This window comes from Janibacter sp. HTCC2649, assembly GCF_000152705.1.
GTDB lineage: Bacteria > Actinomycetota > Actinomycetes > Actinomycetales > Dermatophilaceae > Knoellia.
In genome coordinates, this window is the sequence record NZ_CH672413.1 from 3,746,272 (window position 1) to 3,772,714 (window position 26,443).

A 26,443-nucleotide genomic window follows, 5' to 3' on the forward strand; every position below is an offset into this window, starting at 1 on the left:
CATCCTGACACTGTGGCCGTGGGGCTACTCGGTCCGGCTGCCGCGAAGTCGGGTGCGAATGATCACGTATGCCGCGCCCAAGGCTCCCAGCACCGCCACGAGTCCCAGCCCGACCCAGATCACCCAGCCGGACCCCTCGTCCTCGGTGGCCTTCGCCCCGGTGGCTTCGGTGGCCTTGGTGTCGTCCGTGGACGTGGGCGACGCCGACGCAGCGCCGGAGGCGTCAGGCGAGGGGCCGGCGTACGTCGGCCTGCCCGATTCGGTTCCGTTGACTGCGACGGAGAAGGTGACAGGGATCGAGACTCCGGCCAGGCCCACGCCCCCGTGCTCTCCTGTGATGCCGACGGACAGGTAGTAGTTACCCGCCAGCGAGAATCCACTCACCTCTTTGGCCCAGCGGTTCCCATAGGCGACGGCAGGGATGACGTTGACCATTGGGTCCGCCGGAACCTTGCCGGTCGATATCCACATGGAGTCCTGCCCGTCCCAGGTGTCCACTGGCTGGCGGTCGGGAGAACGCACATGACCGTAGACGTGGAGCATCTCCTGAAGCCCGCGGTCATACCAGACCCTGTCCGGCCCATCGACGGCGAAGACCGCACTCTGTCCCCATTCGATCGGGATCTTGAAGAACGTTTCTTCGCCCGGAACGATCGACGTGCTGTAGGTGCCAGAGGTGATCGCCTCTGCGTCGTTGAAGGACGTGCCGCCGATCACCCGTGTTTCCTTGCCGCTACGCGGTGACTTCGCCTTGAGGTCGAACTCCGTGACAGCAGCGGGAAGAGACGCTCCATCGGTCACCGGCGGTTCCTCGACGTAGCGGATCTCCGCAGGAGCCGATCCGCCATCGCCGGTCCGTCCGACGTTCAGGACAAGCGTGTCGGCGCTGGCGCAGGTGTCATCAGTGGTCTGACCGTTGCGTGGATCGATCGTGAAAGCCGCGGCACTGACGGACACGATCTGGCTCTTGAGGTTCTCGTTGCGGGTGATCTCGTTGGCGGAACCGCAGGCCTGACCGTCTTCGGTGGTGAGATTGACGCTCCACCCTTCGGCGCTGACTGCTTTCGACTGGGTCGGGGGCCGAGCGGTGACGCTCACGCGCGGGGTGGACCCGGGGATCGTGCGCTTGATGCGGTAGTAGAGCCGGCTCTCGAAGCCGCCTGTGGAACGTGCGGTTTGCCTGGCCTCGTCACCGAAGTTGTCAAGGTACTGGCCAGGTGTGAGCACGGGGGCGTCGCCCTTCTCGTCAGCAATGCCCTTGACCGGGGTGCCGGACACAGTGAAGGGGCGGAGGGCGCGTTGGCTGAGTTTGTTCAGGCTGGTGGCGAGGGCGCCTGCGTCCTTGGCGTCGTAGTAGGTGCCTTTGCCGGCGTCGGCGATGCATTGGAGTTGGGTGCGGGCTTTGGCGTTGACGCCGAAGCCGACGGTGTCGATCTGGAGGTCGACGCCTGCTGCGGTGAGTTTCTTGACGATGGGGCAGGGGTCGGGCACGCAGGATTCTTCGCCGTCGGAGACGAGGACGATGTTGCGTTTGCCGCTGGTGCCGAGGTCCTTGAGGGCTTCGGTGAGCGAGTGGGCGATGGGGGTTTCACCCAAGGCCTTGATGGCGGCGATGGTGGTGGTGAGCTTGGTCTTGTCGAGCGCAGCGATGGGGTGGATGAGCTGGGTGTCTGCGCACGCGGCGGGGGTGGGTTTGCCCTTGCCGTCGACGGTGGCGCCGTAGACGCGCAGCCCGACTTGGGCGGTGTCGGGCAGTGCGCCGACGACACCGGTGAGGGCCTTCTTGGCGGCCTCGATCTTGGTCAGCCCACTGGGGTCCTTGGCTTTCATCGACCCGGAGGCGTCGAGCATGAGCAGCAACTTGCCTGGCACAGGCTCATCGGCCGATGAAGTCGCTGCTGCCGTGCCTCCCGTTCCGAAAAGCATGGCGACACAGGCGATCCCGGCCGCAACGGTGGCGGTGATGCGCGTGCGGGTCATTGCAGTTCTCCATCATTGTCAGTACGGCGGCCAAGTCGGGTGCGAAGGATCACGTATGCCGCGCCCAGGGCTCCCAGCACCGCCACCAGTCCCAGCCCGACCCAGAGCAACCAGCCCGAACCCTCGTCCTCGGCCGGCTTGGCGTCCGTGGCTTCGGCAGCCGTGGCATCGCCTGCGGCCGTGGGTGAAGTGCTCGGTGACGCGGAAGCGTCAGGTGAGGTCCCGGCATACGCTGGCTGCCCGTTCGGTTCGCCGCTCACGGCAACCCGGATTCTGATCGGGAGGGGCACGTTCCCGTCCGCGCTGCCGCGGACAGGAGGGTTGCGGCTGATCGCGAAGTAGTAGTAGCCGGGCATGGACACCTGGGCGAGGTCAGGCCAGTGGTAGTCGCCGTTGCCGAAGGACTCGCGGTTGAGATAGCGCACTTCGGGGGTGAACTCGGTGAGCTCAAGTTTGTCGGTGCTACTCGAGAACATCCCTCTGTTCGACGGCGTGCCGCTCACCCTCGTCAAGGAGGAGCGAGAGGGCGTCCATGCCCCAACGACGAGGTACTGGCGGTCAACCGCACCTGCTGGGAGGGTGGCACCCTTCGCCGGTCCCTCGACGGTGAACGCTGCCCGCTGGCCGAAGTCGAGCTTGACCCGGTAGTAGAGCTGTTCACTCATCATCACCGTGTCGGTGTAGGAGCCGGGGGCCAGGGTTACGGCGTCAGAGAAGGCACCACCGCCCAGGACGGGTTGGTCGCTCCCCGTCGCCGGGGCGGTGAACTTCTGGACTGCATCCGGCTCTGTCGCAGCCGGCAGCCCAGTCACGGCAGCCACGGGTGGTTCATCGATGAAGACCAGTTCGACGGGCTGCGGGGCGGACGCACCCTCGGGGTGGCTGAGCGTCATGAGCAAGGTCTCCGACGACGCGCACGCGACCTTGACCTTGTCCTTGATCTTCTGCGTGAGGGCGTTCTTGAGGTTCACCGTCGCCGAGAGGGTGACGGCCTGGCCGTTGCGGAAGAACTCGAGTCCGGCCGCGCGTTCGGACGTGCAGTCCACTCCTTCGGGCGTGGAGACACTCAGTTCCCACGTGTCCGTGTCCGTTTCGCTCGCCTGCCGAGGTGGCCGTGCCACGAGCGAGAGCCGCACGGTGGAGCCGGGCGTGCGACGCAGAAGAATGTGTCGCTGAGGGGCCTTCGCCACGAACGTGTCAACGTACTGACCGGGCTTGATCTCGGGCGCCTTCGCAGGGGCCTCGGTCGCTTTGACCGGAGTGCCACTCACGGTGAACGCGCGGAGGGCGCGCTGGCTGAGTTTGCTCAGTGACGTGGTGAGGGCGCTGGCGTCCTTGGCGTCGTAGTAGGTGCCCTTGCCGGCGGCGGCGATGCACTGGAGTTGAGCGCGGGCCTTGGTGTTGACCCCGAAGCCGACGGTGTCGATCTGGAGGTCGACTCCGGCTGCGGTGAGTTTCGTGATGGCGGGGCAGGGGTCGGGGACGCAGGACTCCTCGCCGTCGGAGACGAGGACGATGTTGCGTTTGCCGCTGGTGCCGAGGTCCTTGAGGGCTTCGGTGAGCGAGTGGGCGATGGGCGTCTCACCGAGGGCCTTGATGGCGGCGATGGTGGAGGTGAGCTTGGGCTTGTCGAGCGTGGCGATGGGGTGGACGAGTTGGGTGTCGGCGCAGGCGGCCGGGGTGGGTTTGCCCTTGCCGTCGACCTTGGCTCCGTAGACGCGGAGTCCGACCTGGGCGGTGTCGGGCAGGGCTCCGACAACTCCGGTCAAAGCTCTCTTGGCGGCCTCGATCTTGGTCAGCCCGGACGGGTCCTTGGCCTTCATCGACCCGGACGCGTCGAGCATGAGCAGCAGCTTGCCCGGCACGGGCTCGTCGCTCGCAGTGGCGGCGGCAGCTGGCAGTGCTGCCTGCGCGGCTCCGGTGAGCGCGATCATGACGGCAGTGGTGAGAGCGGCAAGGATCCGCATCGTGGTATCCCCCTTCGACGGTGTGGCAGGCCAACCGTAACGTTTGCAATAGCAAAGATGCAAGCGTCTGGGGAGGGGAGCGCTCCCCGAACGGGGTGAGCGGACGGCATACTATGCCGTCCATGGCTCCCCGGGTGATCCACACCGCACAGGCACTCGTCGACGTCGTGGTCGAGGTGCCGTCGCTGCCGCGTCGCGGTGGCAACGTCATGGCTCCGCCGCCGAAGGAGTATGCCGGGGGAGCGGTGAACATCCTGCTCGCCGCTGCGCGCCAAGGGGCGGAATGCGTGCACGCCGGAGCCACCGGGACAGGGCCTCATGGCGACCTCGTTCGGGCCGCGCTCGAGGCCGAGGGGGTGGGTGTCTCCAGTCCAGTCGTGCCCGACCTCGACACCGGCATCTGCGTGGTCATGCTCGAGCCGACGGCCGAGCGGACGTTCGTCACGACCCAGGCGGCCGAGCGGGTCATCAGCGCCGAGTCGCTGCAGACGTCGGCGCCCGTGGCCGGCGACCTGGTCTGTGTCAGCGGCTACAGCCTGACCGGAACAACGCGAGATCCGTTGTTGCAGTGGCTCGCTGGCCTTCCGGAAGGTGTGGAGGTCGTCCTCGACCCCGGCGCGATCTTCGCCGAGCTCGACGATGAGGTCCGCGAGCGGATGTTGGCGATGACGACGGTCTGGACCGGCAACGCCGAGGAAAGTGAGGCATTGACGGGTGAGGCCGACATCGTCGTCGCGGCCGCCCGGTGCATCGACCATCTGCCCGAGGGTGCCGTCGCCATCGTCCGGGACGGACCGGAGGGCTGTGCCGTCCGCGCGGACGGCGAGACGACGGATCTCGACGGATATCCGCAGAAGCCGGTGGACACCAACGGCGCGGGCGACACCCACACGGGAGTTCTCGTGGCATGCCGCGCTGCCGGCGCCAGCTGGGTCGACGCCGCGCGCCGGGCCAATGCGGGTGGCGCGATCAAGGTGACTCGGCGTGGGCCGGCGACGGCGCCGACGGCAGCCGAGATCGACGCCTTCCTGGCCGAGCAGGGCTGACGCAGCAGCACACCTCTTGGTCGCCCGGGTGTCGAATTTCGCCAGCCTTGGCATGTCTCCGCCAAACACGAATTCGACTGCGGACAGGGCGAACTCGGGTCCATAGTGAGTCCGTGGCTGAGCCACCCCTCGGCGCTGAGCCGGCATGTCGAGGGCGATGACGCTGTGCGTCCTCGAGGTCGATCTGAGCCGGCACCGACCTCCTCATCGGTGATTCACCCACGCCCCGGGTGGGGCGGAATGAGGAAAGTCATGTTCACCAGTTCGCCTGTCGGGCCGCCGCGCCCGTCACAGCCTTCGGGCATTCGACGGTTCCTGCTCGTCACCGTCTCCGTGCTCGCCCTCGTCCTCGGCTTCTTGGTGCCCAGCGCCTTCGCCGCCGACGGCCCCTTCTCGATCGACGGCACCGTCCCCGACGGCGGCACGACCGAGATCACCGACGCCTTCGGCAGTGTCAAGGAGCTCGGACCACTCAACTCGAACACCACGAAGATCGGTGTCATCCACAGTGATGCCGTTCCGACTCTCGGCCTGACGAACCCGAACGCGCAGGTGGACCTCCGCCGCGCGTGGCTCGGCACCGCGCGTGACGCCGGGACACAGCACGACTGGCTCTACTTCGCGTGGGAGCGAGACTCCAACAGCGGCAGCGGCTTCATCGCCTACGAGTTCATGAAGAACAAGGCGCCTGCGAGCTGTGCCTACGAAACCGCCACCGAAGCAGCCCTCATCGCGAACTGCAACCCCTGGGCCAACCGCACGGCCGGCGACTTCATGATCCTGTGGGACCAACAGGGCAACAGCCTCGACCTCTACCTGAGGACGTGGTCGGGCATCGCCCCGAACCTGACCCTGGGAGCTCCGACCCTGCTCAACGCCGCGGCGTCGCAGGCCGCCTACGGCTCTGACGGCTTCCGGGGTGAGGCCGCGGTCGACCTGACCGCGACGATCTTCGGCGGAAGTGCAGCGTGCCTGTCGTTCGCCAACACGATCCCGAGCACCGTGACCGGCAACTCGGACACGGCGGACTACAAGGACACGATCCTCAAGACGACGCCTCCGATCAGCAACTGCCAGTCGAGCACCGTCACCACGCCCAAGACCGGAGCCGGGGCGAACGTTCCTGCTGAGGGTCTCTCGATCGGCACCGGGGTCGTCCCCGTGAAGGACTCGGCTCTCGTCAGCCTCGTGGGCGGGACGGCCACCCCGACGGGCTCGGTCGCGTTCTCCCTCTGCAAGGTTGACGCACCCGGTCTGTGCGACACCGGCGGCACCAGCGTCGGGTCGACGAACCTGACCGGCGCGGCATACCCCGTGACCGTGGTCTCGCCGACGGCCTACGTGACATCGGCCGGCAGGTACTGCTGGCGGGCCACGTTCACCGGCGACAGTGCCAACGGCATACCGGGTTCGTCCGACTTCGCCTCGTCCGAGTGCTTCACCGTCAACCCGGTGACCCCCGGCCTGGCCACGACCGCGGGGGCTGACGCCTTCCTCGGACAGGCGGTCACGGACTCCGCAACCCTCACCGGACTGGCGACCCAACCGGCCAACCCGGTGATCAACACGACCGGCACGGCGGGCGCGGCGGCTGGCGGAACGCTCACCTTCAAGCTGTACGGGCCCGACAACTGCACGACCGTTGCCTACACCTCGGCCACGGTCCCGGTCAGTGGGAACAACACGTACAACAGCCCAGCTCCGCAGTTCGTCCCGACCGCACCCGGGACCTATCACTGGGTCGCGGTCTACAGCGGGAACCTCCCGAACAACACCGGGACGACCCACAACGCGACCTGTGCTGACACCGATGAGGACGTCGTCGTCAACACGGTCCCGTCGAGCCTGACGTCGACCCAGTCGTTCATTCCGAACGACTCGGTCACGGTGAGCGCGACGGCCGGCGGATCCATGGCCGGCACGGTCTCGTTCGATGCCTACGAGAGCGCCAACTGCAGTGGCACGGCGATCTACTCGTCGACGGCCAATGTCAGCGGCGCCTCGCCGAGGACGGTCGGGACAGCCAACACCACCGTGTCGACGACGGCGCCCGCGATCTCCTGGCGGGTGAGCTACGACAGCACCAACGCGGCGCAGCGTGACATCCCGGCGTCGTGCCACGAGACGTCGACGCTGACGATCAGCAACGGCGGAACCATCAGCAGCCCGTAGGACTGCGACTGACGCTCGTCGCCATCAGCACCCCTCCGAGTGGCGACGAGACACAGGCGGGGCCGGCACATCCAGACGTGGTGTGCCGGCCTCGTCGATCGTCAGCTCGGGTGACCCTCGGCCTCGGCCTGCTCGTCGGAGTCGGTGTGGGACTCCACGTCAGCCGCGATCCGGGCGCGCCGCCGGTCCATGAGGACCTTGCCGAGTCCGGCGGCAACCACGGCGCCGACCGTCCCCGACATGATCCAGGCGAGTGCGGATCGTTCGTCCGAGCTGTCCATGGCCACCTCCGTGTCTCGAGTCCGTCCCATCATCGCCTACCGACCTAGGATGCCGGTGTGACATCGACCGAAGCCCTCGAGCAGCAGCGCGCCCTCTATGGCGCGCCGCTCGCCGACCTGGGCGCGACGGTCCGGGGCAGCCTCGGCCTGACGCAGGGTCGGCTGGCCGAGGCGCTCGGTCTCTCGGCCCCGATGCTGTCGCAGCTCATGAGCGGGCAGCGCGTGAAGATCGGCAATCCCGCTGTCGTTCACCGGTTGCAGCGCCTCCTGGACCTGGCGCGTGAGGGCCACGGGCTCTCTCCGGACGAGATCGAAACCCGCATCTCGGCCATCCGCGAGGAGCAGTCGACCTTGACGGGGGCAGCGACCGATGACGCCCAGACCGTCCGGGCTTTGGCCACCTCGGCCTCGGTCGAGCAGCTGCTGGCCACGGCCACAGCAGCTGAGGCCGCGGGAGCGGCGGTGCTCGCCGACCAGCTTCGACGCGCCGCCGGGGTCGCCCGTGGGTGAGGTCTTCGCGGGCCGCTACGAGCTGCTCGACCCGCTCGGTGAGGGCGGCATGGGCACGGTCTGGCGGGTGTGGGACTCCCGAGAGGAGCGCATGGTCGCGGCCAAGGTGCTGCGGCAGTCGGATGCCGTCTCGCTGCTCCGGTTCGTGCGCGAGCAAGCCTTCCGCGTCGTCCACCCGCACGTCCTGACGCCTTTGGGCTGGGCGGGGGAGGACGACCGGGTCCTCTTCACCATGCCGGTCGTCGAGGGTGGCTCGGTTGCCAGCCTCATCGGTGACCACGGGCCGCTCCCTCCGCGGCTCGTCGCCGAGATCCTGCGCCAGCTGTCCGGGGCGCTCGATGCCGTGCACGCGGCGGGCATCCTCCACAGAGACGTGAAGCCCGCGAACGTCCTGCTCGCGGCCACGGGCGCCGACCGACCCCACGCCTTCCTCACCGACTTCGGCATCGCGATCGAACTCGACGGCGTCCGACTCACGCAGACCGGACAGTGGTCCGGAACCCCGAGCTACAGCGCACCGGAGTCGCAGCTCGGGGCCGAGCCGGATCCCACAGCAGACCTGTATGCCGTGGGTCAGGTCGGCATTGCGATGCTCACTGGAGAGCGCCCCTCGGCTTCGCCGACGCGTCCTGCGGGCACGCCGGACGAGCTCTGGCGACTCCTCATCGAGCTGACTCGCATCGACCCGGCCGCCCGTCCGCAGACAGCGGGCGAGGTGCTCCGACGACTCGACGTGCCGGTGCTCGAGTGGCGCGCCGATGCCATGAGTGACGTCGAGGTCCTGCGTCACGTGCCGGAACCGGGCGCCGGCATCGCCCAGCTCAGCGCCCGCCCCGACGACGCGACGCGTGTGCGCAACGCGCTCGTGGAGCCGGCACCGTTGCCGCTCCTGCCCCCAGCGCAAGCACCGGATTCGACTTCGCCTGCGACGCCAGAACAGTTGCGGGACAGTGCAGTTGGTTCGAACTCGCGTGGGCCGTCAAGTGGGATCGCCGTGCTGCTCGCCACCCTCGTCGTCCTTGCCGCAGTTGCCGGGTTCGTCCTGTGGTCGCCGTGGTCCTCCGACGATGACGGCTCGAGGACGACCGACCGGACTCAGTCCTCGACCCCGAGCGCGACGTCGCCGACGGCCACCCCCAGCGCGTCACCGACACGTCAACCGACCGCGAGCCCGTCCTCGGCCACCCCTCAGGGCTCCGTCGGCGTCGGGACCGTGGTGGTGACGCCGGGCCAGCCCTGCCAGTTCAGCGATGTGGGCGTGAGGGAGCAGACCGTCGACGGGGTCGCCGTCGTCTGTCAGCGCCGCGACAACGGGAGCTACGCCTGGGATCCGCCGCCGGGCTGATCGTCCGCAGCGACCAGGGTGTCGTCGTGCCCACGAGTCCTGCGGCGGAGCAGGCCGGTGGTCACGGCGGCCAGGCCGAGGACGACGACGAGTCCTCCGAGCACCCAGGGCAGCGGCGACGGCGACGGGTCGTCCGTCCGGGGAGCAGCCGCCGTGGCGTCTTCCGCTCCGGTCGAGGGGGTGGGCTCGGGCGAAGCGTTGGGTGACGCGGGATCGACCGGTGCCGCACCGGCATACGCCGGTGTTCCTGTCGTCTCACCCTCGACGGCGACGCGCAGGCGCACGGTGACAGGGACGGCACTGTCCGCGCCCGCCTTCTCGGCGCTGCGACCCAGGGCGAAGTAGTAGAAACCCGGAAGGCTCACCTCTCGAAGAGGGACGAAGGAGTACTGGCCGGACCCGCCGGGTGCCTCGCGGTTGAGGTAGCGGACCTCCGGGGTGTACTCGCCGAGCACGATCGAGGCGCCACTTGGCCCGATGCTCCCGGCGTTGGCGGGCTTGGAGCTGGTCCTGCTGATCGGGTAGCGCCAGGACGTGTAGGCGTCCACGGCGAAGGCGGTGTACGACGTGCTGCTCATGGTGAGCGTCTGGCCGGGCGTGGGTGCGTCGACGGTGAACCCGGCGCGCTGGCCGTAGCCGACGCGAACGCGGTAGAAGATCTGTTCACCGGGGAGGATGACATCGCTGTAGGTGCCCGGCTGGAGAGTCAGGGCATCGGAGAAGCCGCCGCCGCCGACGACCGGGGCACCAGCACCCGTGGCCGGTGCGATGAGCGGGGTGACGTCCTTGGCCTGGAGTGCCGGCGGCAGCGACGAGGCGTTGGTGACGGGCGGCTCCTCGACGTAGAGCACCTCCACCGGGACCTCACCAGGAGCTCCCTTGGGGCGGTGGACCGACACCTGGAACTCCGTGGCCACCGCGCAGTCGTCGGTGTCGTCGGCGTCCTTGGGTCCGGCGATCCTCATCGCCGAGACGACGGCCTCGGTCCGCTGACCCGGGTCGAAACGCAGCGCGTTCTCGCCCTCGCATCGGGTGCCGTCCGGGAGCCGCGCCTCGATGTCCAGGCGCTCGGAGCTGTAGTCCTCGGGGTTGGCCGGGGGCCGAGCCGTGATCGAGAACCTGATGGTCGAGCCGGCGGTGCGGCGGACCTTGTAGTAGCGCTGGGCTGCACCCGTCGTGACGGTGTCGGTGTACTGGCCCGGGGTGACGACAGGGGCGGTCTCCGGGGTGGAGGTCGCGGTGATGGGGGTGCCGGTCACGGTGAAGGGTCGCAGCGCGCGTTGGCTGAGCTTGGAGAGCGAGGCGGCGAGGGCGGGTGCGTCCTTGGCGTCGTAGTAGGTGCCCTTGCCGGCGTCGGCGATGCATTGGAGCTGGGAGCGGGCTTTGGCGTTGACGCCGAAGCCGACGGTGTCGATCTGGAGGTCGACGCCGCCTGCGGTGAGTTTCTTGACGGCGGGGCAGGGGTCGGGAGTGCAGGACTCCTCGCCGTCGGAGACGAGGACGATGTTGCGTTTGCCGGTGGGGCCGAGGTCCTTGAGGGCTTCGGTCAGGGAGTGGGCGATGGGGGTCTCGCCGAGCGCGTTGATCGCGCTGATGGCGGAGGTCAGGGCTGGCTTGTCGATCGTGCCGATCGGGGTGATGAGCTGGGTGTCGGCGCACGCGGCGGGGGTGGGTTTTCCTTTGCCGTCGACGGTGGCGCCGTAGACCCGGAGTCCGACCTGGGCGGTGTCGGGCAGTGCGCCGACGACACCGGTGAGGGCCTTCTTGGCGGCCTCGATCTTGGTGAGGCCGCTGGGGTCCTTGGCCTTCATCGACCCGGACGCGTCGAGCATGAGCAGCAGCTTGCCGGGCACCGGGTCATCGCTCACGTCGGCGACCGCCGACACGGTCGGCAGCAGGGCCACGCAGGCCACGGTGATGGCGACTGCTGTCGCAGTGATGGTCCGTCGCATGGTCTCTTCCCCTCCACAGGTCTGTTTGCTATCGCAAACATACGCAGGCCCCGGTGTTGGGATCAACCTAGAGCGCGGGGGAGAACTCCCCGGTCACGTCCACCCGACTACTTCAGCTGCCCGAGGTCCGCGCGACAGGACTTCTCGAACTGCCCCAGCTCCGAGATTGCGTCGTCGAGGTCGCGGCGACGCTGCTCGAGGTCGGTGCGGCGCTCGTCGATCTGGCCGAGGACGTACTCGAGCTGGCTGCGTCGACCGCGGGGAGCGTCGTAGAGGTCGATGATCGTGCGGATCTCCTCGAGCGGGAAGCCGAGGCGCTTGCCGCGCAGGATGAGATTGAGCCGGGTCTTGTCGCGGCGGTGATAGATCCGGGTCGTGCCGACTCGCTCCGGGGTGATGAGGCCGAGCTCTTCATAGTGGCGCACCGTGCGGTGGGTGACGTCGAACTCCTCGGCGATCTGGCGGATCGTCCAGGTCTGCTCGCGCTCGTCGGAAGGGGTTGCCATGGGCGGTAGTTTGCTTTACGTTTACGTCAACGTCAAGACCCGATCGCCAGACGAAGGACACCGATGTTCGAGCTCAGCCAGGACCACGAGGACTTCCGCAAGGTCGTCCGCGACTTCGCCGAGCGCGAGGTCGCGCCCCACGTCGCGCAGTGGGACAAGGACCACCACTTCCCGGCGGACCTCGTCCCCAAGATGGGCGACCTCGGGCTCTTCGGTCTCGTCGTCCCGGAGGAGTTCGGCGGCAGCCTCGATCCCGAAGAGGGCGGTGCGTTCACGAGCCTCTGTGTCGCCATCGAGGAGCTCGGTCGCGTCGACCAGTCCATCGGCATCACCCTGTCGGCGGGTGTCGGCCTCGGCATCAATCCGATCCTGACCTACGGCACCGAGGAGCAGAAGCAGCGCTGGGTGCCCGACCTCGTCGCCGGTCGCGCCCTCGCCGGCTTCGGTCTCACGGAGCCCGACGCCGGCTCGGACGCGGGTGCCACGCGCACCAAGGCCGCGCGCGATGGTGGCGAGTGGGTCGTCGACGGCGCCAAGGCGTTCATCACGAACTCCGGAACCGACATCACGTCCGTCGTCACGGTCACCGCCCGCACCGGCACTGACACAGACGGCAACGCCCAGATCAGCGCGATCATGATCCCCTCTGGCACAACGGGATTCACCGTCGAGCCGGCCTACGACAAGCTCGGCTGGCACATCTCGGACACTCACGGTCTGACCTTCCAGGGCGTCCGCGTCCCCGAGGCCAACCTTCTCGGCGAGGAGGGACAGGGCTTCAAGCAGTTCCTCAAGACCCTCGACGACGGTCGCATCGCGATCTCGGCACTGGCCGTGGGCATGGCCCAGGCGATGCTCGACCTCTCCACGGACTACGCCAAGACCCGCACCGCCTTCGGTCGCCCCATCGGCGCCAACCAGGGTGTCTCCTTCCAGATCGCCGATCTCGCGGTCTCGGTCGAGGCCGCTCGCCTCCTGACCTACAAGGCTGCGTGGCTCAAGGACGAGCTGGAAGCCGGCCGACGCTCCGTCAAGGAGGTCAAGCAGGCCGCCTCGATCGCCAAGCTCTACTCCAGCGAGGCAGCCGTCACGGCCACCCGCATCGCCGTACAGATCTTCGGTGGCAATGGCTTCATGGAGGAGTACCCCGTGGCCCGCTTCTACCGCGACGGCAAGATCCTCGAGATCGGCGAGGGCACGAGCGAGGTCCAGCGCATGCTGATTGCCCGTCACCTCGGCCTCGGCGACTGACAGAGTGATGGGTATGCCGGTGAGTGAGTCTGATCCCAAGGTCGCCGACGTCCGTCGTCGGCTGGAGCTCGCGCACGCCGCCTCGGCGACCGCGCCCGAGAAGGCGGCGGCCAAGCTCGCCTCCCAGGGCAAGCTCTATGTCCGCGACCGCATCGCCCTGCTCATCGACGAGGGCAGCTTCATCGAGGACGGCCGCTACGCCAACGCCCTCTCCACGGGGCTGCCCGCCGATGGCGTGGTCACCGGCCGCGGCACGGTCGACGACCGGCCCGTCATCGTCATTGCCAACGACCCGACGGTGAAAGCCGGGTCCTGGGGGGCGCTCACCGTCGAGAAGATCGTGCGCGCCACCGAGATGGCCCTGCGGGAGGAGCTGCCGATCTTCTGGTTCATCGACTCCGCCGGTGCCCGGATCACCGACCAGGTCGACATGTTCCCCGGGCGCCGCGGCGCCGGCCGCATCTTCCACAACCAGGTGGCCCTGTCGGGCAAGGTCCCGCAGATCTGCTGCCTCTTCGGGCCGTCGGCCGCTGGGGGCGCCTACATCCCCAGCTTCACCGACCTGCTCATCATGGTCGAGGGCAACGCAAGCATGTATCTCGGTAGCCCTCGCATGGCCGAAATGGTTGTGGGAGAAAAGGTTTCGCTCGAAGACATGGGCGGGGCGCGGATGCACTGCACCGTCTCCGGAGTCGGCGACATCCTCGTCCAGGACGATGCCGAGGCCATCGAGATGGCCAAGCTCTACTTCTCCTATGTGCCGCAGAACTGGCAGTCGCCGACCCCGTCCTACGAGGCCGAGGCGCCGCTGGCACCCCTCACCCGTGACTCGGTGCCCGAGCGCGAGAGCCAGCCGTTCGACGTCCACGACGTCATCGACGGGCTCATCGATGACGACAGCTTCTTCGAGATCAAGGCGCTCTTCGCCCCTGAGCTCGTCATCGGTTTGGGCCGCATGAACGGCGAGACCGTCGGCATCGTGGCCAACAACTCGATGGTCAAGGGTGGGGTGCTCTTCACCGACAGCGCCGACAAGGCTGCTCGCTTCATCTGGCTGTGCGACGCCTACTCGATCCCGCTCATCTATCTCGCCGACGTCCCCGGCTTCATGATCGGCTCCGAGGTCGAGCGCGGTGGCATCATCCGCCACGGTGCCAAGATGGTGTCCGCGGTCTCGTCGGCCACGGTGCCGCAGTTCTGCGTTGTCGTGCGCAAGGCCTACGGCGCCGGCCTCTACGCCATGGGCGGGCCCGGGTTCGGCCCGGACGCCACCATCGCGCTGCCCACGGCTCGCATCGCCGTCATGGGTCCCGAGGCCGCCGTCAACGCGGTCTATGCCAACAAGATCGCCGAGGTTGAGGCTGCTGAGGGTGTCGAGGCCCGTGACGCCTTCGTCGCCGAGAAGCGGCGTGAGTACGAAGAGGACGTCGACCTCGAACGCCTCGCGTCGGACCTCGTCATCGACCAGGTCACCGAGCCCGAGCACTTGCGCGACGAGCTCCTCAAGCGCCTGCGTTACGCAGCGCACCGGGACCGCACGTTCGCAAGCAAGCGACGCGGCATACCCCCCGTCTGATTCTCAACCGCCGGCGATCGCGCGCAGCGCGGTCAAATGCTGCGCGTATGCCGTCCGCCCCCGGCTGGTGAGCGAGAGCCACGTGCGTGGCCGCTTGCCGACGTAGCCCTTGCGGATCTTGACGTAGCCGGCGGTTTCGAGGGCGCTGGCCTGCTTGGACAGGACCGAGTCGGAGACCTCGATGGCGTCGCGGACGGTGGCGAAGTCGCTCTCGTCGACCGTCGCGAGGGCGGCGACGATGCTGAACCGGACGGGCGCGTGGATGACCTCGTCGAGCTGGAAGCGGGCATGACCCGTTGCCGGGCTTTTCCCAGGGGTCATCGGCGTTGGCCGTAGAAGATCACGTGACCAGCGGCCAGGGACGGCAGGGAGGTGACGATGCCGACGATCGCGTAGACCCACCAGTGGTCGGGCTGGTCGCCGATGCCGGCGACGCGGTTGTCGCCCTGGCGGATGTTCATCCAGATGATCGACGCGAGCACGAGGATCGCCGAGCCGATGACCCCGACGTAGCCGATCTGGCGCGCGTTGCGGGGGACGGTGTTGGCCGCACGTCGCTGCCATGCGGCCAGGCTGAACAGCGTGACGATGTAGAGGCCGAGAAGGATCCCTTCACCCCAGCCGCTGCCGTCGACGAGCCGGTAGGCCGCAACGTAGACACCCATCAGGAGACCGAAGCCGGCGGTGGCGAGGCCGTGGATGCGGCGGTCGCGGTCGGTCGCGAGGCTGGCGTTCTCGGCCTGCTCGAGGGCGGCGCGGGCCTGGGCTGCGTCGTTGCTGGAGGTGGCGTTCATGACTGTCCCCTGTCGTTGTCGATGAGGAGACTCTAAGAAACTACTTTCCAACCTGTCAAGTAGTTTCTTCGGCTGATGTCCGCAGGGCGTGCCAGGGGACGCCGAGCTCTGCGAGGAGCTCGCGCAGCAGCGGCAGGGAGACTCCGACGACATTGGAGGGGTCGCCCTCGATGGCGCGGACGTAGGGCGCACCGAGCCCGTCGAGAGTGAACGCGCCGGCGACGTGCATCGGCTCGCCGGTCGCGACATAGGCCGCGATCTCGTCGTCGTCGATCTGCGCAAAGTGCACCGTGGTCGATGCGGTGGCGCCGACGACGCCACTGGTTCCACCATCATCGGGGTCGCGGTCGTCAATGAGCCAGTGGCCGGTGTGGAGCACCCCCGAGCGGCCACGCATGCGCTGCCAGCGCGATGTCGCCTCAGCGGCGTCGGCGGGTTTGCCGTGGATCTCGCCATCAAGCTCGAGAACCGAATCGCAGCCCAGGACAAGGCATTCGGGCTCGTCGTCATCGATGCGAGTGCGCACGACGTCCTCGGCCTTGGCCCGAGCGAGGAGTAGTGCGACGTCGCCCGGGGGCAAGGTGCCGTGGATCTCCTCGGCTGCCGCGAGAGCGGCGTCCTCGTCGAGGCTGCTCACCTGAACGGTGGGCTCGACGCCAGCGGAGCGAAGGGTCGCGAGTCGGGCCGGCGAGGCGGAGGCAAGGACAAGAACGGTGGGCTTCAACGGGCGAGAGGGCACGCCCTCACCGTAGGGTGTCGGGGGCCTCCGAGGAGGAAGGGGGAGGCCACTCCGAACGACGAACGGAATCTCTGCATGCGCTTGACGTCACGTCGCCACCGCTCCGGAGGTCTCGCAGCAGCACGACGACTCGTGCTCATGGGCGTCGTCCTCATCGTGGCGGGCGCCTTTGCCGCGGCCCTCCAATCGCTCGACGCCGGGCCGGGCGCACCATCGCTCGCCACGTCGCAGAGCAGTCGCAGTCCTCACGCCACGAGCGCGCCCTCCACGGTGACCCCGGATGCGTCATCGTCGGAGACGGCGTCGCCGACGACCGAGGATCCGGCGACATCAGGCCCGGCGACCGAGCCCAGCGACGCGCGGACTTCGGCCGAGACGCCCAGTGTGACGCCGGAGGCGACCGAACCCGACCCTGCAAGGACATCTTCACCCTCGCGTTCCGCCAAGCGGACGCCTCCGCCGTCCACGGCGGCGCCCAGCACTCCTCCGCCGGGGCCAGCGCCGAGTTCGTCGCCGACGCCTGCACCCACGCAGGGCTCAATGCTCGATGAGTTGCTGGACCTGCTGGGGAACTAGCCGAGGACCTCGTCCACGAAGCACCAGCGCCACGCCTCGCCCGGCTCGAGCGACCGCATCACCGGGTGCTTGTCTGCCACGAAGTGCTTCGCGGCGTGCTGCCCCTCGGACGAGTCGCAGCAGCCGACGTTGCCGCACGACACGCAGACCCGCAGGTGCACCCAGGTCATGCCTTCACGCAGGCAGTCCACGCAGCCCTCGGTGCTCGTCGGCACCGCGCAGTCGGGCAGGGAGGTGAGGTGCTCGCAGCCGGGTGACACCTGGTCCGGTGTGAGAAGGGGAGTGTCGCGCAACCGGGCAGCGCGGTTCATGCTCCAGGTGAGGGCGGCTTCCTCCGCGTCCAGCTGGTTCATCACGCTCGACAGGATCTCGTGGTCCACGTCGTCCTCGTCACGGATGCGGACGAGCTCGCGCCGCTCGGCGTCCAGCATGACCATGCGCAGTCGCCGTCGGGTCTCCGTCGGGGGCTCCGACTCGCTCGGTCCCAGAGTGCCGAGTCGCTCCCAGATGCGATTGACCCTCAGCTCCGCGTTGTTGCGAAGCTCCTGTGCCACAGCGGGATCGAGGTTCGGCTCGTCATCGAGCGAGCGCAGACCGGCGCCCGTCGCGGCCTGCACGACGGTGGCTTCCTGGAGCGCGTCCTCACGCGGGTCTGGCCCTCTCACGCCCAGGGCACGGGCCAGCGCAGGAAGCGTCGAGGACTGCAGGCCCAGGGTTCCGACGGTGACGATGAGGGCGATGAGGATGAGCGTGGGGCGCTCGGGAGTGGTCGCCGGGAGGGTGAGGGCTGCCGCCAACGTCACCACGCCACGCATGCCGGCCCACGAGGTGACGGCGATGCTGGCCGCCTTGCCCGGCACCCGTTCTGCGCCCCCGAGTCGCGCGGAGATCCAGCTGAACGGGAACATCCACACCGGCCGCAGGACGAGTACGGCCAGAAGCACGACGAGTCCGACCACGACGGCACGACCGAGCGAGATCTCGCTCGCCTGCACGTCGGCGACCGTGCTCGACAGTTGCAGCCCGATGAGGAGGAAGACGGTGTTCTCGAGGAGGAAGGTGATGCTGGCCCAGTTGACGCGTTCGCTGAGCCGCGAGGCTGCGGACTGCAGGACCAGGGACTTGTGCGCGAGGAGGAGCCCTGTGGTCACGACCGCGAGCACGCCGCTGGCGCCGAGCTGCTCGGCCGGGAGGTAGGACAGGAACGGCGCCGCGAACGACAGGGCGGTGTCGGACGTCGCTTCGTTGAGGTTCTTGCGGATGAGCCCGATGAGCATGAAGACGACCCAGCCCACACCCACGCCCCCGACGACGGCCAGGCTGAAGTCGCGGGCCACCGAACTCGTGGAGACCGGTCCGTGAGAGGCCAATCCGTGATGCGAGGTGGCCAGCCCAGCGGCCGCGATTGCGGTCCGCAAGGTCACGAGGGCGGTCGCGTCGTTGAGCAGTGATTCGCCCTCGAGGATCGTGGTGATCCTGCGTGGCAGACCGATTCCACGCGCGACGGCGGTCGCGGCAACGGCGTCGGGGGGTGCCACGATCGCGCCGAGTGCCACCGCCACGGTGAACGGCACGGCCGGAAGCAACCACCACGCGAGCAGCGCAACGCCGAACGTCGTGAAGAGCACGAGCCCCACCGACAGGCCAAGAATCGGTAGGCGATTGGCGCGGATGTCGACCAGCGACGTGTTCAGCGCGGCGGCATACAACAGCGGTGGGAGCAGGCCGAGGAGGACGACGTCAGGGTCGAGCGAGACGTCGGGGATGAAGGGCAGCACGGACGCGATGAGTCCGACGATGAGGAGCGCGATCGGGGCGGGCAGTCCGAGCGGGGCGCTGAGGCGCGCCACGAGGATGACGGTCACGGCGATGGCGGCGAGCGTGAGGGCGAGGTCCACCTGCACATTGTCGGGGATCACCGCTCGCCGTGTGACGAACCTACGAGACCGTAAGTCTTGCGAGGTTGGTTACCCAACGGTAGGTTTCAGCCACCGCGAAGTGCTCTTTCGCTCGACCTCCACTCGAACAAAGGCTGACAATGACGTCACGCATGTTCCGCCGGGCTCTCGTCCCGCTCGCCACCCTCGGTCTCACGGCCGCCCTGGCCGCACCCGCTTTCGCTGGCCCGGACTCCATCCCCGGCACTGCTGGCGCGACGACCGTCACCAACACCCCCGAGCCGGCCCGCCCAGCCTTCTACGAACCGCCGGCGGCCATTTCCGGCACTCCGGGCACGATCATCCGCTCCCAACCGGCCACCGAGTTCATCGACCCGTTGGGGCTGTCGAGCCTGACCGTGTCGGCCACCCGCGTCATGTACGCGTCGAAGGACCGGCTCGCTCGGCCCATCGCCGTGACCGGCACGATCTTCGAGCCGAAGACGCCGTGGATCGGCCTGAGCTCCCGCCCGCTGATCAGCTTCGCCCCGGGGACGATGGGCGTCGGCGACAGGTGCGCCCCGTCTCGCCAGCTCGCCGAGAGCTTCACGATGTACGAAAAGATCTTCATGCAGGGACTCATCAACCGTGGCTATGCCGTCGCGCTCACCGACTACCAGGGCCTGGGGACGCCGGGAACGCACACCTACATGAACCGCGCCGCGCAGGGCCAGGCCGTGCTCGACATCGCCCGCGCCGCCCTCAAGCGCCCCGGGACCACGCTCAGGAGCACGACACCGGTTGGCCTGTACGGCTACTCGCAGGGCGGCGGTGCGGCCGCATCCGCGGCTGAGCTCGCGGGCACCTATGCCCCTGAGCTCAAGGTCAAGGGCACCGTCGCCGGGGCCGTGCCGGCGGATCTCGCCAAGGTCGCGGCCAACCTCGACAAGAGCTTCTACGCCGAATTCCTCAACTACGCCCTGCTCGGTCTGGCGGCCGGGCACGGCATCGACATCAACTCCTACCTCAACGATGCGGGCAAGGCCGTCGCCAAGCGCACCGAGGGGAGTTGCGTCTTCGACCTCGCCAACTCGGCCTTCCAGAACTCGGCGACCCTCACCAAGGACGGCCGGCCGATCACGGCCTACCTCGCCGAAGAGCCCTTCAAGTCGGTCATCGCCGAGAACCGCATCGGCAACCGCAAGCCGTCCGCGCCCGTGCTGATCTCGCACTCGCTCATCGACGACGTCATTCCCTACGCCGTGGGCAAGCAGCTCGCCAAGGACTGGTGTGGCAAGGGAGCCAACGTGCGTCTGTCGGCCAACGTCGGGCCCACGCACATCGGTGGCGCGTTCCCCTCGTCCGCAGAGAGCTACGCCTTCTTCGAGGCGCGCTTCGCCGGACTCCCGCAGGTCAGTGGTTGCTGGCTGATCTGGTGACCCTGACGGACTGAACCACAACGCAGGGTATGCCGGTCGCTCACCCGAGCGACCGGCATACCTTTCGCGTTTCGGTCCGTCCCGAACTCACCCATTGGACGGTTGGGGACGCGACACGCCAAACCCGATCAGGCCCGCAGGGCCTCCACGAGGACGTCCAGCCCGACCGAACCCACATCGAGGGCGCGGCGGTGGAACGCCTTGGGGTCGAACGAATCGCCCTCTCTCGCAGCGGTTTCATCGCGCAGCTGCATCCAGATGCGCTCGCCGATCTTGTAGCTCGGGGCCTGACCCGGCCAGCCGAGGTAGCGGTCGAGCTCGAAGCGGAGCGAAGCCTCGTCGTTGTTGGCGTGGGCGCTGAGGTACTGCCAGGCCTTGTCGTAGGTCCAGTCGCCGCCGCCGACCTCGGCCGGTGCCTCGAACCCACAGTGGATGCCGATGTCGAGCACGACGCGGGCGGCTCGCAGTGACTGCGCGTCGAGGAAGCCGAGGTAGTTGCCGGGGTCGTCCATGTAGCCGAGCTCGGTCATGAGCCGCTCCGCGTAGAGGGCCCACCCCTCGCCGTGACCGCTCACCCAGCAGAGCATCCGGCGCCAACGGTTGAGCAGCTCGGCGCGATAGGTCGTCTGCGCCACCTGGAGGTGATGCCCCGGCACGCCCTCGTGATAGACGGTGCTCAGCTCGGCCCAGGTCCCGAACGTCTCGACACCCTTGGGCACCGACCACCACATGCGCCCCGGGCGGGTGAAGTCTTCGCTCGGGCCGGTGTAGTAGATGCCCCCGGTGTGGGTCGGCGCGATCCGGCACTCGATGGTGCGCACGGGTTCGGGGATGTCGAAGTGGGTGCCGTCGAGCAGGTCCATGACCTCGTCGGCCTTGGTCTGCATCCACTTCTGGAGAGCGTCCGTGCCTTCGAGCTTGTATGCCGGGTCCTCACCGAGCGCTGCGATGGCCTCCTTGATACTGGCGCCAGGTGTGATGCGGTCGGCCGTCCGGCGCATCTCGGCGTCGAGGCGGGCGGTCTCCTCCTGGCCCCACGCGTAGGTCTCCTCGAGGTCGACGGTGGCGCCGAGGAAGACGCGGCTCGCGACCTGGTAGTGCTCGCGGCCGACGGCATCCTCGGGGCGGGCGCGGGGGAGGAGCTCGTTGGCGAGGAAGGTCTTGAGGTCGGCGTAGGCGTCGGCGGCCCGTTGGGCGGCTGCGACGAGGTCGGCCTGGGCGGCGTCGGGCAGGGGAGTGTCACCGCCGGTGCGGGCGTCGGCGGCGAAGGTCGCGAAGAAGCCCTTGTCACCGACGAGGTCGTCGCACTGTGCGATGCAGGCCTTGACCTGGCGCCGGGCGGAAATGCGGGTGGGGTCGGCGTCGACCGAGGCGAGGAGCGAACCGCGCCACTGCTCAAGGGCGGTCGGGAGGGCGCCGAGGCGGCGGGTGACCGTCGCCCACTCCTCCTGGGTGTCGGTCGGCATGAGGTCGAAGACATCACGCACCGACTGCATGGGGGAGGCGATGACGTTGAGGTCGCACTGGTCGAGACCGGCCTCGTGGAGGTCGACGTCGAGCTGGAGCCGCTCGCGCATGGCGGCGATCGTCACGCGGTCGATGTCGTCCTGAGGTTCGACGGTGTTTAGCTGGGCGAGGGTGGCGCGGGCGAGGTCGGCACGAGCGCGATATCCCTGCGGCGAGAAGTCGTCGAACTCGTCCTGGCGAACGTCGACGCCGAGATAGGTCGCCTCGATCGGGCTGTTCTGCATCACGGCATCGAAGTGCTGTTCGGCGATGGCATCAACGGGTGTGGGAGTGCGAGCGGCGGTGGGCGCGGCAGGAGAGTCAGTCACCCGCCGCACGCTACCCGCGCGGCTGCGGCCTCGCCGCCCCATTTCCCACGACAACAATCGTCCAATAGGACGCGAATGGCGGTGGTCCGGCCCCTCGCAACCTCACCCCCGGCAACCACTCTCGCCCAACGGTCACGAATCGTTGCCTTCAGGTCAGGACGTCGTGGCCGAGCGGGAGTGTTCCCACTTGGCCAGCTTGGCCTCAAGTGCGGCCCGATCCACGACGTTCAAGGCGTCTGCCTCAAGGATCCGCCGGGCGAGATCGCGGTCTCCCATCCAAGCCCGGAACATCTCTGGGACGGTGACGCCGTGGCTGGGGCGCCATGCCACGTGGATCTCGTCGCCGGGGTGGATCGTCCCGGGTTGGGTCACCGCGAGGTACGCGCCCGTGCGGCCGCGTGCCGCAAAGGCCTTGACCCACCCTGACACAGCCATGTGCGCGGCGAAGGTCGCGCAGGGAACCCGTGGCGCCGTCACCGTGAGGATGACCGATCCGCCAATGCGCCACTGCTCGCCAATGAGCGACGCATCGACGTCGAAGCCAGCAGTCGTGAGGTTCTCACCGAAGGCCCCCGGACGGAGATCCCGACCAAGATCGACGGACCACCAGTCCAGCTCTTCGTTGGCGACGGCATACACCGCTTGGAATGTGCCCCCGTGGTGCTTGCGATTGACCACGGCGTCGCCGTCAACGCCACTCGCGCCGATCCCTTTGGGCCCGGGGTCAAAGACGGCGATCGAGTCGACGGGGTGCTTGTCGATGCCAGTGCTGCCTGACCTCAGGACGCCAGTCTTCGCCTCGCCGACATTCACCGACAGCACTCGTGCAGACACGCAATGCAGGGTATGCCGTCAGGCGGCTTGCGCCGTATCGCACCGGAAATGCGGACGCCAGGCATCGCTCAGGGGGCGTGGGACGCGAATGCCCATGGATTCAAGCGCAGTTGCCGCGCGCTCGATCGTCGTCTCGGGCGTCTCGAAGACGTCCTTGGCAACGAAGACCTCGAACGTCCACCCCTCTTCCCGTTGCAAGTACTGACGGCGCTCTTCGTCCTTGGCCGGTTGGTCGCCCTCGTCGTGCCAGCGCCCGTCGTACTCGAAGGCCAACTTCGCCCTGCGGTAGCCGAGGTCGAGTCGGAAGACGACCATTCCGTCAGCGTCATGGATCCTGATGTCCACCTCGGGCTCGGGCAGGCCTGCCAACACGAACAGCACCCGCAGCTTGGTCTCGGGAACGGAGTCGACGCGTTCTCGAACGAGTCTTGCTGCGGCGACCGCCTCGCGGCGGCACTGCCCCTCCCAGCCCATTGCGTAGGCCAGGAGCGCCTGCGGCGTGGTCACCTCCCTGCGAACGAGGCTGTCCCCAAGCGCCACGAGGTCCAGCAGATTGAGGAAGCGGGCAAGGTGCACGAAGGTCTGCTCAGGGCCGGTCACGGGAAGTCCATGCCGCCTGACGATGTGCAGCCGGTGACGGAAGCGGTGGGGCTTGATGCCGTCGATGCGCAAGCGGACATCGCGCATGAACGACAGGTGGATGTTGGCGTTCTCCGGGACGACTCCACCCCATAGACGAGCCGCAGTCCAGTGGCTCAGAACCGCTCCGTCAGCCGCAAGACGCAGGGCTGCGCGTGAGCGAACGACGAGGGTGTCCGGGATCCGCGCATCGATGTACATGCCATGGAAGATCTTCCGGAATAGCTTGCTCCGCAGCTGGGTACGACTCACTCCGCCGTCACGAGCCTCATCGGGCGTGAAGGGTTGCATGGAATCGAAGTCCGCGGACGGCATACCCAAGTCTTGACCGGCTACGCAAAGCGGCTCTCGGGATATCCACAGGTGCCAACCAAACGCGTCCTATTGGACGAAAGTTGTCGCGGGCCGATGGGGCCGCCGTCAACCAAACGCGTCCTATTGGACGAAAGTTGTCGTCGGTGGGTGGGTCAGGGACGGAGGGAGTGTTGCCAGGTTGCGGCGGCCCTTGTGCCTGGGGTCAGGGGCTTGCGGTGCTGGCGGGCGGGGGCGGACCACTGCGACGTATGCCGCGGTGCGGCCACCTCGACCGCGCCACCTGACGCTGCCGACAGGACCGCGACGAGGGCCGCAACCTGTTCGGGGGTGGCGTCGCCGATGACCTCGATGCGCTGTGCCGCGACGTCGTTCGAGTCAGCCATCAGAGAGGGATGTTTCCGTGCTTCTTGGGCGGGAGGGTTTCGCGCTTGGTGCGCAGCGCCCGCAGCGCCTTGCTGACGTTCATGCGGGTGTTCGACGGCGTGATGACGGTGTCGATGTAGCCGCGCTCGGCCGCCACGTAGGGGTTGGCCAGAGTGTCCTCGTACTCGGCGATGAACGTCTGACGGGCTGCGTCGACGTCCTCGCCGCGCTCGGCGGCCGCGGCCAGCTGCTTGCGGTAGAGGATGTTGACCGCACCCTGCGCGCCCATGACCGCGATCTGCGCCGTCGGCCAGGCGAGGTTGATGTCGGCGCCGAGGTGCTTGGATCCCATGACGTCGTACGCGCCGCCATAGGCCTTGCGCGTAATCACGGTGACCAAGGGCACCGTCGCCTCGGCATACGCGTAGATGAGCTTGGCGCCGCGGCGGATGATGCCGTCCCACTCCTGGTCGGTCCCCGGCAGGAAGCCCGGCACGTCGACGAGCGTCAGGATCGGCACGTTGAACGCGTCGCACGTCCGGACGAAGCGCGCCGCCTTCTCGGACGCGTCGATGTCCAGGGTCCCGGCGAACTGCATCGGGTTGTTGGCGACGATGCCGATCGAGCGGCCCTCGATGCGGGCGAACCCGATGACCATGTTGGGCGCGAAGAGCGGCGACACCTCGAGGAAGTCGGCGTCGTCCACGAGGGACTCGATGACCTGGTGCATGTCATAGGGCTGGTTGGGGCTGTCCGGGATGATCGTGTCGAGGAAGCGGTCCTCGTCGCTCACCTCGAGGGACAGCTCGCCGTCCTCGAACGACGGCGGCTCCTCCATGTTGTTGGAGGGCAGGTAGGACAGGAGCGCCTTGACGTACTCAATGGCGTCCTCCTCGTCCGTGCCCATGTAGTGCGCGACACCGGACTTGGAGTTGTGCGTGCGAGCACCGCCGAGCTCCTCGAAGCCGACGTCCTCACCGGTGACGGTCTTGATGACGTCGGGTCCGGTGATGAACATGTGCGAGGTCTGGTCGACCATGACGGTGAAGTCGGTGACGGCGGGCGAGTACACAGCGCCACCGGCACACGGGCCCATGATCAGCGAGATCTGCGGGATGACACCGGACGCATGGACGTTGCGGCGGAAGATCTCGCCATAGAGCCCGAGCGACGCGACACCCTCCTGGATGCGCGCACCACCGGAGTCGTTCAACCCCACGACCGGGCAGCCGACCTTCATCGCGAAGTCCATGACCTTGGTGATCTTCTCTCCGAAGACCTCACCGAGCGAGCCACCAAAGACCGTGAAGTCCTGCGCAAACACGGCAACGGTGCGCCCGTCGACCGTCCCATATCCCGTGACGACACCGTCGCCATAGGGCCGGTTCGCGTCCTGACCGAACGCCACCGAGCGGTGTCGGGCGTACTTGTCCATCTCGACGAACGAGCCCTCGTCGAGGAGCAGCTCGAGGCGCTCACGGGCGGTCTTCTTGCCTCGGGCATGCTGCTTCTCGACAGCGCGCTCGGACCCGGCGTGGGCCACCTCGCCGACACGTCGCTTGAGGTCGGCGAGCTTGCCGGCAGTGGTGTGGATGTCAATGCCCGTGTCCGCTGCGGGGAGGTCGGTTCCGCCGGTGGGCTGGGTGTCCGTCTGAGCCATGGTGGCGACTCTAGCCTTGACCTCGTGACCCCACCTGCTGCCGCTCAGTCGATGAATGCGTCCCTCATCACACCCGGGCCTCCGTGGCTGCCGGTCGAGGTGCACGAGTCCCTCGACTCCACCAACGCCGAGCTCGCCCGCGACCCCAGGCCCTGGCGGGTCGTGACGGCCGAGGAGCAGCGAGCGGGCAGGGGCCGCCTCGACCGGGCCTGGACGACCACCCCCGGCTCGAGCATCGCCGCGAGTGTTCTCGTGCCGCCTCCACGGACCGCACCGCTGGGCTGGGTGCCACTGGTCGTCGGCCTCGCCCTGCGCGATGCCCTCACGGACGTCAGCGGCGTCGAGATCAGCCTCAAGTGGCCCAACGACCTCCTCGTCCCCGCCGACGACGACCGCAAGGTCGCCGGCATCCTCGCCGAACTCACGCCCGCCGGCGTCGTCATCGGCACAGGCATCAACATCGACCAGGAGCGCGCCGACCTCCCCGTCGACCGCGCCACGTCGCTCCGTCTCGCCGGCGCACCGGGAGTGAGCCGCGAAAGCGTGCTCACGGCATACCTTCGTTCTCTCGCAACGCTGTTGAGCGATCTGGACGACGATGCGTATGCCGTCCGCCATGCCTACGCTGCCGCGTGCGGCACGCTCGGGCGCACCGTTGTCGCGCACCTTCCGAAGGGAGAGGTGCACGGAGTCGCGACCGAGATCGACGCAGACGGCAGACTGTGCCTGAGCACGGACAACGGTCCGTATGCCGTGGCGGCGGGTGACGTCGTCCACGTCCGATGA

Annotated in this window: 23 protein-coding genes; 8 read left to right on the top strand and 15 right to left on the bottom strand. The window is 68.1% G+C overall.

Annotated features, from left to right (window positions below; all coding sequences use genetic code 11):
- Nucleotides 1–24: 24 nt before the first annotated feature.
- Nucleotides 25–1,980 carry a VWA domain-containing protein gene (locus JNB_RS17940; protein WP_009777947.1) on the bottom strand — a complete coding sequence of 652 codons (1,956 nt, stop codon included), beginning with the start codon at nt 1,978–1,980 and terminating at the stop codon, nt 25–27.
- Nucleotides 1,977–3,947, bottom strand: coding sequence for a VWA domain-containing protein (locus tag JNB_RS20700; protein WP_009777948.1), 1,971 nt, complete (start codon nt 3,945–3,947; stop codon nt 1,977–1,979). Before JNB_RS20700 ends, JNB_RS17940 begins: the two co-directional genes overlap by 4 nt.
- Before the next feature lie 113 nt (nt 3,948–4,060).
- On the opposite strand from JNB_RS20700, the gene JNB_RS17950 reads away from it, so the two are divergent.
- Complete coding sequence (locus tag JNB_RS17950) at nt 4,061–4,993, top strand: PfkB family carbohydrate kinase (protein WP_040883965.1); 933 nt, start codon at nt 4,061–4,063, stop codon at nt 4,991–4,993.
- Nucleotides 4,994–5,245: 252 nt separating this feature from the next.
- The gene (locus tag JNB_RS17955; protein WP_009777950.1) at nt 5,246–7,165 is read left to right on the top strand and encodes a hypothetical protein; all 1,920 of its coding nucleotides are present in this window, start codon (nt 5,246–5,248) and stop codon (nt 7,163–7,165) included.
- 101 nt (nt 7,166–7,266) lie between these two features.
- On the opposite strand, the gene JNB_RS17960 is transcribed toward JNB_RS17955, so the two are convergent.
- Nucleotides 7,267–7,446, bottom strand: a complete 180-nt coding sequence (locus JNB_RS17960; protein WP_148232503.1) for a hypothetical protein — start codon at nt 7,444–7,446, stop codon at nt 7,267–7,269.
- 57 nt (nt 7,447–7,503) lie between these two features.
- Here JNB_RS17960 and JNB_RS22085 point away from each other — a divergent pair, with 57 nt between their 5' ends.
- On the top strand, nt 7,504–7,956 hold the full coding sequence (locus JNB_RS22085) for a helix-turn-helix domain-containing protein (RefSeq protein WP_009777952.1): 453 nt from the start codon (nt 7,504–7,506) through the stop codon (nt 7,954–7,956).
- Nucleotides 7,949–9,301 (top strand): protein kinase, encoded by a 1,353-nt coding sequence (locus JNB_RS20710; protein WP_009777953.1) that lies wholly within the window; start codon nt 7,949–7,951, stop codon nt 9,299–9,301. Before JNB_RS22085 ends, JNB_RS20710 begins: the two co-directional genes overlap by 8 nt.
- Here the strand turns inward: JNB_RS20710 and JNB_RS17975 are convergent.
- Together JNB_RS17975 and JNB_RS17980 are read right to left on the bottom strand one after the other, a co-directional pair.
- Nucleotides 9,274–11,253 (bottom strand): VWA domain-containing protein, encoded by a 1,980-nt coding sequence (locus JNB_RS17975; protein WP_009777954.1) that lies wholly within the window; start codon nt 11,251–11,253, stop codon nt 9,274–9,276. The two genes, JNB_RS20710 and JNB_RS17975, sit on opposite strands and share 28 nt — an antisense overlap.
- Nucleotides 11,254–11,360: 107 nt before the next feature.
- The gene (locus JNB_RS17980; RefSeq protein WP_009777955.1) at nt 11,361–11,759 is read right to left on the bottom strand and encodes a MerR family DNA-binding transcriptional regulator; all 399 of its coding nucleotides are present in this window, start codon (nt 11,757–11,759) and stop codon (nt 11,361–11,363) included.
- A 63-nt stretch (nt 11,760–11,822) separates the two neighbouring features.
- On the opposite strand from JNB_RS17980, the gene JNB_RS17985 reads away from it, so the two are divergent.
- Together JNB_RS17985 and JNB_RS17990 are read left to right on the top strand one after the other, a co-directional pair.
- Nucleotides 11,823–13,010, top strand: a complete 1,188-nt coding sequence (locus tag JNB_RS17985; protein ID WP_009777956.1) for an acyl-CoA dehydrogenase family protein — start codon at nt 11,823–11,825, stop codon at nt 13,008–13,010.
- A 13-nt stretch (nt 13,011–13,023) separates the two neighbouring features.
- A complete protein-coding gene (locus JNB_RS17990; protein WP_009777957.1) occupies nt 13,024–14,586 on the top strand; it encodes an acyl-CoA carboxylase subunit beta in 1,563 nt (520 codons plus the stop codon).
- Nucleotides 14,587–14,589: 3 nt separating this feature from the next.
- Here the strand turns inward: JNB_RS17990 and JNB_RS17995 are convergent, their stop codons facing one another.
- The 5 genes from JNB_RS17995 to JNB_RS18015 form a co-directional block, all read right to left on the bottom strand.
- Nucleotides 14,590–14,907, bottom strand: a complete 318-nt coding sequence (locus JNB_RS17995) for a transcriptional regulator (protein ID WP_009777958.1) — start codon at nt 14,905–14,907, stop codon at nt 14,590–14,592.
- On the bottom strand, nt 14,904–15,380 hold the full coding sequence (locus JNB_RS18000) for a hypothetical protein (RefSeq protein WP_009777959.1): 477 nt from the start codon (nt 15,378–15,380) through the stop codon (nt 14,904–14,906). The genes JNB_RS17995 and JNB_RS18000 overlap by 4 nt, the downstream gene beginning before the upstream one ends.
- Before the next feature lie 55 nt (nt 15,381–15,435).
- Nucleotides 15,436–16,119, bottom strand: a complete 684-nt coding sequence (locus JNB_RS18005) for a nucleoside triphosphate pyrophosphatase (RefSeq protein WP_237700694.1) — start codon at nt 16,117–16,119, stop codon at nt 15,436–15,438.
- Between the two features lie 245 nt (nt 16,120–16,364).
- Complete coding sequence (locus JNB_RS22255) at nt 16,365–16,649, bottom strand: hypothetical protein (RefSeq protein ID WP_009777961.1); 285 nt, start codon at nt 16,647–16,649, stop codon at nt 16,365–16,367.
- 42 nt (nt 16,650–16,691) lie between these two features.
- The gene (locus JNB_RS18015) at nt 16,692–18,593 is read right to left on the bottom strand and encodes a Na+/H+ antiporter (RefSeq protein WP_040883967.1); all 1,902 of its coding nucleotides are present in this window, start codon (nt 18,591–18,593) and stop codon (nt 16,692–16,694) included.
- Between the two features lie 140 nt (nt 18,594–18,733).
- Between JNB_RS18015 and JNB_RS18020 the strand changes: the two genes are divergently transcribed.
- Nucleotides 18,734–20,011, top strand: coding sequence for a lipase family protein (locus JNB_RS18020; protein ID WP_009777963.1), 1,278 nt, complete (start codon nt 18,734–18,736; stop codon nt 20,009–20,011).
- 128 nt (nt 20,012–20,139) lie between these two features.
- Here the strand turns inward: JNB_RS18020 and JNB_RS18025 are convergent, their stop codons facing one another.
- The 5 genes from JNB_RS18025 to JNB_RS18045 all read right to left on the bottom strand — a co-directional run bounded on the left by JNB_RS18025 (nt 20,140) and on the right by JNB_RS18045 (nt 25,657).
- Nucleotides 20,140–21,846, bottom strand: a complete 1,707-nt coding sequence (locus tag JNB_RS18025) for a DUF885 domain-containing protein (protein WP_009777964.1) — start codon at nt 21,844–21,846, stop codon at nt 20,140–20,142.
- 153 nt (nt 21,847–21,999) lie between these two features.
- A complete protein-coding gene (locus JNB_RS18030) occupies nt 22,000–22,680 on the bottom strand; it encodes an MOSC domain-containing protein (protein WP_148232504.1) in 681 nt (226 codons plus the stop codon).
- Between the two features lie 18 nt (nt 22,681–22,698).
- Nucleotides 22,699–23,520, bottom strand: a complete 822-nt coding sequence (locus JNB_RS18035; RefSeq protein ID WP_237700695.1) for a hypothetical protein — start codon at nt 23,518–23,520, stop codon at nt 22,699–22,701.
- Nucleotides 23,521–23,786: 266 nt separating this feature from the next.
- Nucleotides 23,787–24,017 carry an acyl-CoA carboxylase epsilon subunit gene (locus JNB_RS18040; protein WP_009777967.1) on the bottom strand — a complete coding sequence of 77 codons (231 nt, stop codon included), beginning with the start codon at nt 24,015–24,017 and terminating at the stop codon, nt 23,787–23,789.
- The gene (locus tag JNB_RS18045; RefSeq protein WP_009777968.1) at nt 24,017–25,657 is read right to left on the bottom strand and encodes an acyl-CoA carboxylase subunit beta; all 1,641 of its coding nucleotides are present in this window, start codon (nt 25,655–25,657) and stop codon (nt 24,017–24,019) included. The genes JNB_RS18040 and JNB_RS18045 overlap by 1 nt, the downstream gene beginning before the upstream one ends.
- Nucleotides 25,658–25,681: 24 nt before the next feature.
- Here JNB_RS18045 and JNB_RS18050 point away from each other — a divergent pair, with 24 nt between their 5' ends.
- Nucleotides 25,682–26,443 (top strand): biotin--[acetyl-CoA-carboxylase] ligase, encoded by a 762-nt coding sequence (locus tag JNB_RS18050; RefSeq protein WP_237700696.1) that lies wholly within the window; start codon nt 25,682–25,684, stop codon nt 26,441–26,443.